General features: G+C 63.0%; 9 protein-coding genes. All 9 read right to left on the minus strand.

Annotated elements, in window-relative coordinates; translation table 11 throughout:
* The coding region (locus BFP96_RS10410; protein ID WP_139113355.1) for a filamentous hemagglutinin N-terminal domain-containing protein at window positions 1-779 on the minus strand (779 nt) is incomplete at its 3' end.
* Window positions 780-810: 31 nt separating this feature from the next.
* On the minus strand, window positions 811-2,520 hold the full coding sequence (locus BFP96_RS10415; RefSeq protein ID WP_065936159.1) for a ShlB/FhaC/HecB family hemolysin secretion/activation protein: 1,710 nt from the start codon (window positions 2,518-2,520) through the stop codon (window positions 811-813).
* A 535-nt stretch (window positions 2,521-3,055) separates the two neighbouring features.
* A complete protein-coding gene (pgaD, locus tag BFP96_RS10420) occupies window positions 3,056-3,538 on the minus strand; it encodes a poly-beta-1,6-N-acetyl-D-glucosamine biosynthesis protein PgaD (RefSeq protein WP_065936160.1) in 483 nt (160 codons plus the stop codon).
* Between the two features lie 2 nt (window positions 3,539-3,540).
* Window positions 3,541-4,881 carry a poly-beta-1,6-N-acetyl-D-glucosamine synthase gene (pgaC, locus tag BFP96_RS10425; protein WP_065936161.1) on the minus strand — a complete coding sequence of 447 codons (1,341 nt, stop codon included), beginning with the start codon at window positions 4,879-4,881 and terminating at the stop codon, window positions 3,541-3,543.
* A gap of 2 nt (window positions 4,882-4,883) precedes the next feature.
* The gene (pgaB, locus tag BFP96_RS10430) at window positions 4,884-6,881 is read right to left on the minus strand and encodes a poly-beta-1,6-N-acetyl-D-glucosamine N-deacetylase PgaB (protein WP_065936162.1); all 1,998 of its coding nucleotides are present in this window, start codon (window positions 6,879-6,881) and stop codon (window positions 4,884-4,886) included.
* Between the two features lie 12 nt (window positions 6,882-6,893).
* The gene (gene pgaA / locus BFP96_RS10435; RefSeq protein ID WP_065936163.1) at window positions 6,894-9,374 is read right to left on the minus strand and encodes a poly-beta-1,6 N-acetyl-D-glucosamine export porin PgaA; all 2,481 of its coding nucleotides are present in this window, start codon (window positions 9,372-9,374) and stop codon (window positions 6,894-6,896) included.
* 520 nt (window positions 9,375-9,894) lie between these two features.
* Window positions 9,895-11,391: a YdgA family protein gene (locus tag BFP96_RS10440; protein ID WP_065936164.1), complete on the minus strand. Its 1,497-nt coding sequence runs from the start codon at window positions 11,389-11,391 to the stop codon at window positions 9,895-9,897.
* 253 nt (window positions 11,392-11,644) lie between these two features.
* Window positions 11,645-12,277 (minus strand): NADH:ubiquinone oxidoreductase subunit N, encoded by a 633-nt coding sequence (locus tag BFP96_RS10445; protein WP_065936165.1) that lies wholly within the window; start codon window positions 12,275-12,277, stop codon window positions 11,645-11,647.
* 81 nt (window positions 12,278-12,358) lie between these two features.
* A partial coding sequence (locus BFP96_RS10450; protein WP_139113386.1) for a TolC family protein occupies window positions 12,359-12,845 on the minus strand: 487 nt, incomplete at its 5' end.

Consider the following 12,845-nt stretch of genomic DNA (forward strand, 5'->3'; position numbering starts at 1 on the left):
AGCTCGGGTTTGGCGCTGCCGTCATCGGCGCGGGCGGTGGTTTTCAGGCTTTGTGCATCGACGTCGTTGCGCCCGGCGATGACGTTGAGTTCGCGGGCGTTGATTTGCGCGTTGATCCTGGCCGAGCGGGTGATGATGTCGAAGCGGTCGACGTTGCTGGCGTTCAGGCCTTCGCCATCGATGGTCACGGCGCCGCCATCGACCTGGTAGCTTTTCAACTGGCCGGTCGGGTCGATGACCGGCTTACCCGTGGTCAGGGTCACGTTGGGCGTATTGATAAAGCCGCAACCGCTGCACGTCACGCCGTACGGGTTGGCCACGATGACCTTGGCCGACTGCCCCGCCACTTCGGTATAACCGCGCAACTGACTGGCGCTGCCGCCGTTGACTTCGTTAAGAATGACGCTGGCCGCGCCGCCCTTGAGGTTGGGGTTGCCGACAATGATCCCGCCCAGTTGGGTGTTTTGCAGCGCGCCGTTGGCGTTGTTGAGAATCACGCCGTTGGGGCCGACGTTGTACTGCTGGAACTGGTTATGGGACAAGCCTGCGCCGTTCGGTGTGGCGATGTTCACCACCGGCACGCCATTGCCCGCCGCGCCCACCGTGGTACCTGGCGCACTGACCACGATGCCCTCGGCCTGGGCCAGCAGCGGCTGCCAGAACAGCGCGTTGGCGAGGATCAGCGCCAGCCCGCGTTTGGGCAGGCCGAAGAACGCGTTTCGCGGCTTCAGGGCGGCGGAAGGTTGGCGGGCCAGGAAGGCAAATTGTCGAACGTCCATTTTCAGTTTCTCGCTGCGGCGCAACGTTGAATTACAGGAACAAATCCAGGCGGAAGTAGATCGGCGCTTCGCGCTCGGTGACGACTCCGGGTTTTTCCAGCGAGTGGGCAAAGGTCACGCTGGTGCTGACGTTCTTGCCTCGGGCGAACAGCTCCAGGGAGTTGCTGGACACGCGGCCATGAACGTTGTCGTTGTAGCGGTCGTTGCGGATCACGCCCTGGTCGTAGCCGACGCTGGCGCCGTATTCGAAGAAGGCCGGGCGCATCCAGTCGAGGGTCACCGGGCGCGCCCAGCGCACTTCGTTGCGCCAGTAGCCGCCGCTGTCGCCGGTCAGCAACTGGTCCTTGAAACCGCGCACCGAAGCCGAGCCGCCGAGGCTCATGCGCTGGGGCGAGAACAGCGGGTCTTCACTGCGTTGACCGGTGGCCAGGCTGCTGAAGCTGAACGACTCGCCCCACAGACTGAACGGTTGCAGGTAGCTGACGGTGGCGGTGTATTTGCGGTAGCGCGAGTTCGGCTGGCGGCGGCCGAAGGCGTCGCGCTCTTCCTGGGACTGGGCGTCGAGCAGGCCGATGCCGTTTTGCATGCCCAGGTCCAGGTTGACGAAGGCTGTGCCGATACGCCGACCGTGGTTGACGCCCAGTTGCAGTTCGCTGAGGCGGTTGCTGCTAGGCGCGGTGCGCACGTCGAGGATGTAGTTGTTGGTGCGCAGGTGCGCGAGGCCGACGTTGACCGAGGTCTTGCTCACGTCATCGCGGTGGATGACCCGTTCGGCGCGCAGTTGGTGGTTCTGGTTGTCGCCGTCCTGCTTGTATTTGAAGTCGTCGGTCACGCCGAAGGTGCGGTAGTCGCTCTCGCTGTAGGTGTAGCTGAAGTTCCACCAGCCCCACGGCACGTTGTAATAGAGCATGGTGTTTTTCGAGGTTTTCTGGTGGTCGCTGATGGCGTCATGGCCGCCGCGCAGAATCAACTGGTCGCCCAGGCCCAGCGGGCTGTCCCATTCAAGGCCGGCGCCCCATTGCTGTTCGCCGGTGCTTTTCTGGCCGTCGTTATTGCGCGACAGGCTGGCGCGCCAGGGCTTTTGCGCGGTGTTCTTGACCACCACGTCGCTGCCGCCGACTTGCTTGCCGGGGGTCAGTTCCATCTGCGCCTGTTTGGACGGCAGACGGTTGAGCTGGTCCACCAGTTGCTCGATTTCACGCAGGTTCAGCGCTTCGCCGACCTTGCCGGGAAAGGCCATGGCCAGTTCGCGTTCGGTCACGGTGCTGCCTTCGGCGCTGCGCAAGGCTTCGAGCTTGCCTTCCACCACCAGCACTTGCAGGTGGCCGGTGGAGAGGTCTTGCTGCGGCAGGTAGGCGCGGCTGGTGACGCGGCCTTTGCCGAGGTAGTAGTCGGTGATGGCCTTGAGCAGGTCGTTGAGCTGGGACACGCCCAGGCATTGGCCGACATAGGGCTTGAGCAGGCGCTCGCGCTCGGAGGCCGGCAGGCTGTCGGCGCCTTTGAGTTCGATGTCTTTGATCGGGAAGCAACGGGTGTCGGCGGGCGCGGTGGGCGCCTCGGGTTTGGCCGCTTTGCCGGGCAGGTCCTGAAGTTCCTGGAGACGCCGCTGTTGCTCTTCAAGCAGGCGGTTCTGCCGATCGCGGATCAGGTCCTGGTCCCCGGGCGTGGGGGCAGCGAATGCAGTGTTCAAGCTCAGGCAAGTGAGCAGGAGGGTGCATAGTAGAAACCGAGTCCGTGGCATTGGCATGTTCGATCCGTCGAAAATCAAGGGCCGGGAAGCTAACATCGAACGTCCGGCCGTCCTAGATGCGGAGGCTGTCGGGTGTTCGAGCGTGTTTCCGATTAACCTAATGATTAGTAACAAAAAATAATTATCGAACAGTGACCGGCCTGATTACTGAGACGTTTAATCCGACCGGCGGCAACTGTTTCGAGGGCTGTTCGACTGCCACACAGTGATCGCCATTATTTAGCCATCAGGTTTCGTCGAGTTAGGGTTAGTGCCGGGGATCGGAGGAAAGTTCGCGGCGGTTTTGTGATTTGGGTCCCATTTATCGGAAATCCAATCAGATTTTTTGAACCCGTGCGCACTCACAGCGCTGGAGATGATCGTTCCCACGCTGTGCGTGGGAATGCAGCCCGTGACGCTCTGCGTCACCTGTACGTATTGAGTTGTCGTCGGGACGCGGAGCGTCCCAGGCGGCATTCCCACGCGGAGCGTGGGAACGATCAACGATCAAACCACATCCACATTGGGTAGTGCAGGGCTGAAGATATCAGCCAAGGCCCTTGTCTTTTTCCGAGCCGGGCACCAGGGCCAGGCCGGGGCGTTCGACGTCGCGGGACACGTGGGATTTGATTTCCCCCACACCGCCCTCGTCATCGTTGTGAATCACCAGCACGCCGGGGCGGCGCAGTTGTTCCAGGTCGCCCTCGCCCAGGTTGAAGCTTTCACTCAAGTGCTGGTCGCTGAGGGCATTCGCCTCGGCGCGACGCTGGGCGAATTTGCGGCCTTTGCGTTGCTGGTAGCGCGCCCAGGCAATCAGGATCACGGCGTTGAACAGGGCGATCCACAGGTAGATTTGCAAGGTGTTGAGCGCAGCGAAGATCGGCGCTTCCAGGCGCGGGCCGCCGTGGGTTTCGAGCATGGCGTTCATGCCCCGGGCCAGCAGCCAGACCAGGCCGGCCCAGGCCAGCAGGGTAAGCAACACATCGATAATCCACATCGCCAGGTTCTGGCGGGTTCTGACCAGTTTCATCGTCACGCCTCCTCTTGGGCAGGTTTGATACCACGGTCCGGGCTGACCCAGCGGGCGCGTTTCTGGTGCTGGTTGAACAACACCTTGGGAAAGCTGACCAGGGTGGTGAACAGGCTCACCAGCCAGAACACCATCGGGTACCACACGGTCCAGAACAGGGTTTTCCACAGGTCTTTTTCGTAGCGCCGGTCAATCAGGATGCTCACCGCGAACTGCAGCAGGCACACCATTGCCAGCACCAACCCGGTAAACGCCGGCGGCACCAGGGAGTCGACGGTAATCGCCGGCGGCAACACCATGAATTTGCCCAGGCCCCAGAACACCACCGAGAGCAGGAAAGTGAAGGCCCAGCCGGTGGACAGGCAGTATTCGAACAGCAGCGGCCACAGGTAGCGATGGCGCCATTGCCAGATGCCACGAATATTTTTGAACAGCACTTCAGCGCCGCCCTGGGCCCAGCGCAGGCGCTGCTTCCACAGCCCGCCAACGGTTTCGGGCATGAGAATCCAGCACAGCGCACGCGGTTCGTAGAAGATCGCCCAGTGATCGAGTTGCAGCTTCCAGCTGACATCGATGTCCTCGGTGATCATGTCGGTGCTCCAGTAATCGATGCGGTCCAGCGCCTTCTTACGGAACGCCACCACCACACCCGACACCGTGAAGATCCGCCCGAATACGCGCTGGGTGCGCTTGATCAGGCCGATGATCGAGGAGAACTCGCCCACTTGTACCCGCCCGATCAGGGTCGACCGTGTGCGCACACGCGGGTTGCCGGTGACGGCGCCGAGGCGCGGGTTGTCGAGCATCGGCGCGACCATGTAGGCCGCCGCGTTTTTGTCGAGCAACGCATCGCCGTCGATGCACACCAGGTATTCGCTGCGCGCCGCCACCGCGCCCATGCGCAGGGCCACGGCCTTGCCCTGGTTCTGCGCCAGGTGCAGCACGCGCAGGCGTGGGTGTTGCAGCGCCAGCGCGTCGAGTACTGCGGCGGTGTTGTCGCTGGAGCCGTCGTTGACCGCGATCACTTCGATGTTCGTGTACACCTGGGCCAGGGCGGCCGCCATGGTGTCGGCGACGTTATCGCCTTCGTTGTAGCAAGGGACGATGATCGAGATCAGCGGGTTGCCGGCCAGGGTCGGCGCCGGCGTGTCTTCCTCCCACGGCCAGTGGCGTTCCCAGTGCAGCCAGAAGTACAGGCCGCCGGCGATCCACAGCGCGGACATGAACAGCGGGTAGAAAAACACGAAGTCCATCAGGAACTGCCCGGTGACCAGGAAGATCAGGCCCAGGGGCACACCCAATACCAGTGCCAGCACGAATATAGCCAGGATTCTGTCGAACATGATCAAGGGTTCCACTGGTTGGAAAGGGCCGGACGTACAGTCTTCAGGTCCGGGGAATTTTCCAGGAAGTTGTCCGGGTAATAGCCAAAGCTCTTGACCCCCTGGCGTTTGAGCACGCCCATCCATTGCGCCAGTTGCTCAGCGCTGATATCCGGTGCGGCTTTAGTGCGCCAATCTTTGGCTTGCAGCTCGAAAACGGTTTTTTCCATGGCGCCCGGACGTGCCTTGACTGTCGCCACCAGTTTTTCCAGCCAGGCATTGGAGGTCTTCACTTCCTGGCCTTCCATCAACGGCATGGCCATCGGCGCGGTCCAGTCGTAGGCCTGCAGGAAGTCATCGAGGTTCTGCGCGAACCAGGCCTCGCTGTCCGGGTTGAGCATCGGTTCGGCGAAGATATTGCGCGCGGTCTGCACCTGCGGCCCGGCGATGGCGCGGACCTTGGTGGTCAGCTCCTGGGTGAAGTCGATCAGGTAGCGGCTCTTGAAGCGGGTCCAGCGTTGCAGCGTGGCGGGATCGGCGCGCAAGGCGGCGACAGTGTCCGGCAGACCATTGGCCGCGTACGCCTTGAGCGCGGCGGGGCTGGCGTCTTCGAAGTCCGAGAGCACGGCGTCGTCGTGGTACAGCACACCGTCGATGGCGCTGTTGCGGGCCAGGTCCTCGTAGATCTCGCCGATGATTTTGCGCACCTGCGGGTCGAACGGCGACAGGCGTTTGTACTGGTCAGGGTCAGGCCCCAGCCTGGCGGTTTGCGGGTCCCAACGGGTCACGCGTGGCAGCTTGGGGTCGAGGGCGAAACTGAGCACGGGCATCCAGGCATACACGGCGGCGTGGGCACGGGTGTGCAGTTGCCAGGCGACGCGGTTGAACAGGTCGGCGCGCACCGGCAAGTGACGGTTGGGGAAGTAGAGCGAGTGCACCAGGCCGTCACCCTTGGGGTCGGCGAAGGCTTGCAGGAATACGGTGCCGGCGCCCATGTCCACCACGCGCTGCACCAGTACGTCGAGGTTGCGCGCCTGCTGGGCCGGGTCCGGGTCGTAGACGTTGTCCAGGTCCACATGCAATACGCGCATCGGTGCCGGGGTCTGTGCGGCGACGATGCTGTTGGCGAAATGCTCGCCGTCCGGGTCGGACGCCACCAGGAAGCGCGGGCTGTTCATCAGATCACTGGCGCTGTCGAGGCCGTCTTCCAGGGTCAGGGCCATCTGAAAGCCCTGCTCGCTGACGACGGCCAGGGAGGTGCCTTTGGCCGCGCCGTATGGCCATACCCATACCCGTGGCGCCTTGCCGGTCACTGTGCGGATTTTTTGCGTGATGGCCGCGACGTCCGCACGCATCCGCGCCTGGAATTGCGCGTCGGTTTCATAGCGTTTGGTCGCGGGGTCGTAGCGCAGCGAGGTCGCCGCCGGCTCGAGGTTGCCCTGGGGGTTCGCCAGAATCCCGGTGTGGCTGGCGTCGGTATGCGCGGCGATTTCCACCAGGCCCGACTGGGACACTTCACGAATCTGCTGCCAGGTGAGGAATTCTCCACGCGGGCGCGGTGACCCGGCGAAGTCCACCGGTTTGTTCAGCGGCGTGTCGATCCAGTAGCCCACCGGCGCCAGTAACGCCGGCCAGTGGTAGGCGCGCAGTATCGGCATTACACGGGTGTAGAAGCTTGTATAACCGTCGTCGAAGCTGAGCATGATGGCTTTGGGCGGCAGCGCCGGGCCGCCGTTGCGCGCAGCCAGGATCTGGTCGACGCTGACCGCCTGGTAGCCGTTCTCGCGCAGCCAGGCCAGTTGCTCGATCAAGCGTTCGGTACGCACCGCCACCACCGCCTGATCCGGGTCGCGATCATTGACGTCATGGTAGGCAATGCCCAGGAAATGGTTTTTCGGCCACGGCGCTTCGTTGAGCGCGGTTGGCCGCTGCGCGGGTGGGGTATAGGGCGCGGGTTGCTGGGCGCACGCGGCGGCCAGCATTAGACCCAGGACCAACAAGCAACGGCTGAGGACGGTCATGGTCAGGCTCTTCTAGAAACGGTAAGTGAGGTCGACGAGCAGACGCAGATCGCGTTCGCGGTCGCCGTCATAAGGTCGGCTGATCAGGCTGAGGTTGGCGCCCATTTCCAGTACGTCGTTCCAGCGAAAGCGCTGGCCGTAACCGATAACGCCGATGCCGCCGGTGGAATAGTCGCGCTGGCTGTAGGTGCCCGCGCCGATCTGGAACTGCTGGCTCCACTGGGTCTCGTAGCGGTGATAGAGCACGTGGTTGACGTTGATCACGGGCAACACCGTGAAGTCCGACTTCGGGTTGAAGTACGCGGTGTCTTCCTTGCTGTTGCGGCTCGCGCCGACTTCCAAGCCCAGGTCGACTTGCACATGGGGCGAGCTGTAAAGGCCCTCGCGGCCGCTGAGCAGCGCTTCGACGCGGTCGTTGCCGTCACTGAAGTGCGACGGGCTGAGGGTCAGTTTCCACTCGCGGCTTTCATTGGCGCGCCAGCGGATAAAACCACTGCCGCCATTGGCCGTGACGCCGTCGTTCAAGGCGCGCAGCGGCGTGGTGGTGAGCAGGTAGCCGACGCTGCCGCCGTACTGCCAGTGGTCGTTGATGTCGCGGGCAATCGACACTGCCGCGCCTTGTTTGGCGCCGTCGCCGTAGGAGTGATTGGACACCTCGGCTTCGATCGTCATGTCGCGGGTGCGACGCTCCACGCCCACGCGCTGCCAACGGTGCTGGCCGGTGCCTTCGCTGAAGTCGGCGGTGGCGTAGCCGGCACCGGCGAACAGGCGCCAGTCTTCGTCGATGGGCGGCGTGTAGATCACGCTTTCAATTCCCCAGTCGCGGCTGCCGGCCACGGCGCCTGCGTCGTTGTTGTTGCCGCCGCCGTAGCTCTTGCCGGTGTAGGCCTCGACGCGCAGTTCGGCCATGTCATGCACATCGCGCAGGCGGTTGAGACGTTGCACCTGGCGGTTGTCCGGGTTGCGCGCGACCACGTCGTCGGTGAGGGCGTCCATCTGGCGCCACTCCTGCAGGTCCATGGCGGTGTAGGCCTGGGACACTTCCAGGCCGATGTCGCGGGGCGCCTGGGCTTCGGTTTCCTTGAGGGTGCCTTCGGCGCGGCGCGGCCAGTCACGGGCGCGGTACATGTCGGCCTGGGCGATGCGCAGGCCGATATTGCCTGGCGCCTTGGCCACCAGCGCTTCCAGGTTGGCTTCGCTGCCCGGCAGGTCGCCGCCGAAGGTGCCGGCCTGGGCGGAGAGTTGCTGCGCGTCCATCCAGTTGTCGTTGGGGTTGCCAATCGGCAAGCCCTTGAGTTCGACGCGGGGCTTCTGTTCTTTGGCCAGGGTGTCGGCGACCTGGCGGGCGTCCTCGACCTTGTCACTTTCCAGCAGGGCGTAGAACAACGCGGTGCTGTCGTCGACGCGGTAACTGGCGTCGGCATCCGGCGCACTCAACACCTGGCGATACAAGGGTTCGGCTTTTTCCGGCTGGCGCTGGTCGAGGTACGAGGCGGCCACCCAACGCAACGCGTAAGTGGGCAATTGCACGCCTTCAGCGTTGAAGGTCTGGTACTCGCGGATCACCTCGGCGGTACGTGCCCTGGCCTTCAGTGCGCCCAGGCGGTCGATGCGCCAGCGCACCACGTCGTCATGGGCGCCGGCGTCCGGGGTCCAGCGTGCGATCAGTCGGTCGTAGTCATTGAGCGCGCGGTCGGCGACCACGTAGCGTTCTTTTTCGGTACGCGTGGCGAACTCGGCGATGCGCACGCGCTCGGCGGCCAGGTCGCCTTCCAGGCGGCGCTGGGTCACCACGTCCACCAGGCCCGGACGCCTGGCCGACAGGCGCAGGGCAGCTTCCGGCAGGCGGGCCTTTTGCAGCGCGACGATGTATTCACGCGCCACGTCGGGCTTGTCGCCGGCACGGATAAAGGCCTGGTCGAACTCGAACAGTGCGTCGTAGTTCAGGCCGGCGCGGGTCAGCGCATAGCCCAGGGCCATGCGGCGGTTGGGGTCATTCGGTTGCGCCGCCACCAGCGCGCGCAAGCGTTGCACCGCCTCATTGGCCTTGCCGCCATCGGCCTGGGTGAGCGCCAGGCCCAGTTGCAGGTCGATATTATTCGGTTCGCGCAGCAGCGCCTGGCGATAGACCGCCTCGGCCTGGGCCCACTGCTTTTGATTGCGATAGGTGCGCGCCACCGTGGCCAGTGCCTGGGTGGTCAGGTTGCGATGCTTGCCCTGTGCCTCATACACCTTCACCACTTCCGCGTCCTGCCCGGCCCAACCGGCAATCACCAGGTGATCGCTGACCTGGCCTGGCGTCTGGCGCTCGGCGGACAGTTGACGCAGTTGGGTCAGTGCCGGCGTGAAGTGACCGTTGCGCGCCTGGATGATCAGGGCGTCATAGGCAGGGTCGGCCACGGCATAGGCAGGCATCAGCAATTGGCTGCACAGGCCTGCTGCGATGAGCAGCCGCAACCGGCCTGAAGCGCTGAGTGGAGGGATTGGCAACATGTCGTCGGCTTCCTTACAAGGAAAGCCGCAACGATGGGTGATCCTGAGCGATGTGCATCAGGGTGTCGGCGTCTCGGGACCCGACCTAGCTTTCCTGGGGCAACTATCTCTTAGCCAGGCAGGGGCAAGGGCAATTCAGAACAATTGTTCAGAATTGGCTGACACAGATTCTTTGCCAGGCACAAAACAACTGTGGGAGGGGGCTGGCCCCCGATAGCAGTGGGTCAGCCACAGATAAGCTGACTGATACACCGCCATCGGGGGCAAGCCCCCTCCCACATTGTTAACTGCATTTCAGGGTTATTGCGCGCCGCCCATGGCACCGGCTTTGGACATTACGAAGCTGATGAACTGCTCGTCGGCCACACCGCTGACCGGCTGACAGGGACTTTTGCCAGGCACAAAACAAAATGTGGGAGGGGGATTGCCCCCGATAGCAGTGGGTCAGCCACAGATAAGCTGACTGATACACCGCCATCGGGGGCAAGCCCCCTCCCACATTGTTAACTGCATTTCAGGGTTATTGCGCGCCGCCCATGGCACCGGCTTTGGACATTACGAAGCTGATGAACTGTTCGACGGTCATCTTCTGGCCGTTGAAGGTCACTTCGTTGTTGGCGTAATGCAGCTTGGATACCACGTCGGTGCCCACCAGGGTTGCCAGTTGAGTGCCCACGGCCACGCCGCTGACCATCTCGGCCGCCATTTGCGATTGCTGTTCGATGGCTTTAGGGTCAGTCACGCCGCCGACCTGGGCTTGCAGCGCGGCCACGTCGCTGATCATCGGTTTGGACAGGGTGAGATTGGCGTCCAGCAGCGCAATCATCTGCTTGCCCAGCTCAACCGGTGGCAGTTCCATGGAAGCCGGCTTGGCCAGGTCCAGGACAAGGTTGAACTTGCTCTCGCCATGGGTAGTTTTCAGCGACAGGTTTTCCACGGCCACTTGCGGCTTGGCGGCCAGCACCTGGTTAACGTTGGCTTCAGCCAGGGTCTGTTCGGCCTCGGTCAGTTGCAGCTCGGGCGCGGGTTGACCGGCAGCGGCGGCGGCTTGCACCGGCTGCATCTTGTCCTGGTAGAGCTTGGTCAGCACCAGCATTGCCGGGATGTCGACGTTCTTCATACTGACGGCCATGGCGGCCGAGCCCACAGGCTTACCCTGGTAACCGATCTCGTCGATCTTGTAGTCGACGCGGCCGGCCAGGTTGTTGTCCTTGGTCTCGCTGGAGTCTTTCTGCTCGAAGCCCTTGAGGGTCAGCACAGACTTCTGCGGGCCGAAGGTGACCTTGGTGTCGGTCAGTTCGATGGTGTTCTGGCCGGTGTAGAAACCGAACGTGGATTTGGCCAGGTTGCTGGCAACGGTCAGGCCGGCCAGTTCAGCTGCGAACGCGTCGCCATTGGCATCGACGGCCGCGACCTTGAGGCTGTTCATGTAGCCGTCGGCCTTGACCTTCTGGCCTTCGGCGCTGCTGTCGAATTCCAGGTTGGCGCCGGAGAAGCTCACCGAGGACTTGTCGTCCTTGAATTCCAGGGGCAGCAGTTCGACGTTGCCGTTGACCGAACGGCTGTAACCGATATTGGCCACGCCTTTGAGCGGCGACACGTCTTTGGCGGCGGCGAACCATTGTTCGGTGGTGGCGTTCTTTTCCAGTTCGTAGTGACTGGTGGCCATCACCGGCAGCCATTTCAGGGTAACCAGGCGCGAGAACGGCAGCGGGCCGTGTTCGATATGGTCGACGAACAGCAGCTCGGGGTTGGGGTTTTGCTCGCCGAACACATGGCCCTGGCCTTTGAGGCGGTAATGGGCGGTGCTGCTGAACACACCACGGTCCAGGGAGACCAGCTCCAGGGACACGCTACCGTCCACGCCGGCCATGGAGGTCTGCAGTTCCTTGTTGGCGTTCTGGATCGCGGTTTGCAGGACCGGCTCCAGTTGTTTACCGGTGTACCAGGCGCCGCCTGCACTGACGACGCCAACGGCGACAACAAAACCCAAAAGAACGACTGCTGGCTTATTCATGAAGTGACCTGATCAAATCCTGTGAGAAGTGGGCTGTCTTCCTTGAACCCCGGAGGGGTCCTTGTAGGAGCGAGCTTGCTCGCGAAGAACTCATAGGCACCGCGTTTATTCAGAATGCACGCGTTATCGTTGAGGTTTTTCGCGAGCAAGCCCGCTCCTACAGTAGTGGCCCGTGTGGCCGAAAGGCTGGGGAAGATTAGCACTGGCGGGCGCAAACGGCCCAGCCTTTCAGAGGGATCCGTTCATCAGGAGTTCAGGAGTACTCCAGCTCTATTTCATCCAACTGGTGATCAAAACTCTTCAGGCGCGCCGTCCAGGTGTAGACCAACACCTCGAACTCACGGTGTATCACCGCGTTGCCGGGGGTGTCGGTCTTGGGGTCGCAGAAATCCAGCTGATAGCGCTCGCGGGCCATTTGCGTGGCGACATCGGACAATTCCCGCGCGTTATTCCGCCAATGCCTGCCGTCAGCGACCTGTCGATCCAACACGACGCATTGCGTCTTCAGCACTTCGAGGCTTTTTTCCAGGGGCGTGCCGGTGAGGTCGCCCATGACTTCCTGGAACGTGCGACCGGGTTGCCAGTAGCTGCCCCAGAAATAGCGGTCAAACACGGTTTCGACACGGCGCAGGGCCACCTTGGTGTCCCAGATTGCGACGCGGGTCTTGCCTTGTTCCAGCAACTTTCGCTTCACGCGTTGGTTTTGATAGGAGGCCCAGGCCACCACGCCGATGGACAAGGTGCCGATCACCAGGCAGGCGCTGTCGAGAAAGACCATAGCCTTGTCGAGTTGGTGGGCGAGCATGACCCCGTAGAAATACGCGGCCGATAACAGCACCAGTGCGAAGAGCACGCACCAGAAAGCGGGAGCATAAGGGTTTTTCATTATTGGAATCCCCATGAGCAAACGCGAGCAGTGTCGAGTGAGGCTTCACGACGCCTCACCTGACAAAGCATAGCTATCACCTCACGATTTGCCGGGTTTTATCCCTTGCGTTCGTCCGCTTTCCCAGCCGCCGCCCAGCGCGAGGAACAGGTCGATCTGGCTCATCGCAACCTGGGTGTTGGCCGCCGCCAATTGCGCGCGCATGGCGGTGTAGGTGCGGGTCGCCTGCAGATCGGCGAGAAACGACTCGCGCCCGGCCTGGAAGAAGCGATGAGTCTGGTCCGCCGCCTCGCGCGCCGACCGCTCGGCGTCGGCCAGCGCTTCACGGCGCTGCAGCATCGCGGTGTATTGCGCCAGGCCGGTCTGGGTTTCGCGGATAGCGTTGAGCACCACCCCGTCGAAATGCGCCAGGGCGCCCTGGGTCGCGGCTTCGGCTTCGTGAATGCGCGCGCGGGCGCCGTTGGTTGGCACTGTCCAGCTGATCATCGGGCCAAAGCCCCAGCGATTGGTCGCAGGCTGGCCGAGGTTGTCGAGCAGGCCCACCGTGCCCACCGTGGCGCCGATGGCG

It is taken from the genome of Pseudomonas sp. 34 E 7, from assembly GCF_900005715.1.
In the GTDB taxonomy this organism is placed as follows: domain Bacteria; phylum Pseudomonadota; class Gammaproteobacteria; order Pseudomonadales; family Pseudomonadaceae; genus Aquipseudomonas; species Aquipseudomonas orientalis_A.

Bases quoted from the DNA above. Each gene is read 5' to 3' on its own strand.
- BFP96_RS10415 (WP_065936159.1), bottom strand. From the start codon at position 2,520: ATGCCACGGACTCGGTTTCTACTATGCACCCTCCTGCTCACTTGCCTG.
- pgaD (WP_065936160.1), bottom strand. From the start codon at position 3,538: ATGAAACTGGTCAGAACCCGCCAGAACCTGGCGATGTGGATTATCGAT.
- pgaC (WP_065936161.1), bottom strand. From the start codon at position 4,881: ATGTTCGACAGAATCCTGGCTATATTCGTGCTGGCACTGGTATTGGGT.
- pgaB (WP_065936162.1), bottom strand. From the start codon at position 6,881: ATGACCGTCCTCAGCCGTTGCTTGTTGGTCCTGGGTCTAATGCTGGCC.
- pgaA (WP_065936163.1), bottom strand. From the start codon at position 9,374: ATGTTGCCAATCCCTCCACTCAGCGCTTCAGGCCGGTTGCGGCTGCTC.
- BFP96_RS10440 (WP_065936164.1), bottom strand. From the start codon at position 11,391: ATGAATAAGCCAGCAGTCGTTCTTTTGGGTTTTGTTGTCGCCGTTGGC.
- BFP96_RS10445 (WP_065936165.1), bottom strand. From the start codon at position 12,277: ATGAAAAACCCTTATGCTCCCGCTTTCTGGTGCGTGCTCTTCGCACTG.